This is a genomic window from Streptomyces sp. NPDC057654, assembly GCF_042800135.1.
Classification (GTDB): domain Bacteria; phylum Actinomycetota; class Actinomycetes; order Streptomycetales; family Streptomycetaceae; genus Streptomyces.
The window spans coordinates 1-1,261 of sequence record NZ_JBHVHQ010001417.1 but is presented as its reverse complement, the minus strand read 5'-3'; the positions used below and the strand labels follow the sequence as shown (position 1 = coordinate 1,261).

The 1,261-nt window shown below is 76.4% G+C and carries 1 protein-coding gene; it reads right to left on the bottom strand.

The genetic code is table 11. From position 1 onward, the window contains the following. Positions 1 to 1,261: SpoIIE family protein phosphatase (locus ACFU99_RS44040; protein ID WP_384404464.1), on the bottom strand; the 1,261-nt coding region annotated here is incomplete at both ends.

Here is a 1,261-nt window from a genome sequence, read left to right as displayed (position 1 = left end):
GTCTCAGCCGCATGGGCGGGGTGCCGTGCTGGAGGGAGTTGGCGACGAGCTCGCTGGCGGCCAGCACGCCGAGGTCGCGCAGCTCGGTGGGGAAGCGCCAGCTGGCCAGGACGCCCGAGGCGAAGGCGCGGGCGCGCGGGGCCGCCTCGATGCCGCCGAGGAGCTCCAGCGCGGCGTTGTGGAACAGCTCGGCGTCGTGGCCCGTACGGGCGGGGTGCTGGAGCACGAGCACGGCGACGTCGTCGTCGTGCTCCGCGGTGACGCCGAGGGCGCGCAGCAGCCGGTCGCACATGACCTGCGGGGAGCCCGTGGCGCCGGCGAAGGCGCGCTCCAGGGAGGCGACGCCGGTGTCGATGTCCTCGTCGCGGCGCTCCACGAGGCCGTCCGTATAGAGGACGGCGCTGGCGCCGGGGCCGAGCGGCACGGAGCCGGAGGAGTGCAGCCAGCCGCCGGTGCCGAGCGGCGGGCCGGTGGGCTCGGCCGCGCGGCGGACGGTGCCGTCGGGGTCGCGGACGATGATGGGCAGATGGCCCGCGGAGGCATAGACGAGGCGGCCCTCGTTGGGGTCATGGACGGCGTAGACGCAGGTGGCGATCTGGCTGGCGTCGATCTCGGCGGCGAGGCCGTCGAGGAGCTGGAGGACCTCGTGCGGCGGGAGGTCGAGCCGGGCGTAGGCCCGTACGGCCGTGCGGAGCTGGCCCATGACGGCGGCGGCGCGCACTCCGCGGCCCATGACGTCGCCGATGACGAGGGCGGTGCGGCCGGCGCCGAGGGTGATGACGTCGTACCAGTCGCCGCCTACGGCGGCGTCGGTGCCGCCGGGTTGGTAGGTGGCGGCGACGCGCAGGTCGTCGGGCTGCTCCAGCTCCTGGGGCAGCAGGCTGCGCTGGAGGGTGACGGCGGCCTCGCGCTGGCGGCGCTCGCTGGCGCGCAGCCGCTCGGCGGATTCGATCTGGTCGGTGACGTCGGCGGCGAAGACGAGCACCCCTTGGTGCGGCTCGCGCTGATACGGCTCGCGCGGGCCGGGCGACTCGTGGGTTCCGTGCGCCCCGTTGGACTCGTACGCCTCGCCCGTCGCGGCGTGCTCGTGGGGCAGGGCGCCGTCGTCCCGCGCGGGGTCGGGCGGGCGCGCCGTCGCCGGGGCGGTGTCGGCGGCGCCGACCTCGATCGGGGTGCAGGTGAACGTGTAGTAGCCGTGGCGCGGCGTGTCGCCGCCTTCGGCGGTGACCCGGCGGGACTTGACCGTGCGCGGCCTGCCGCG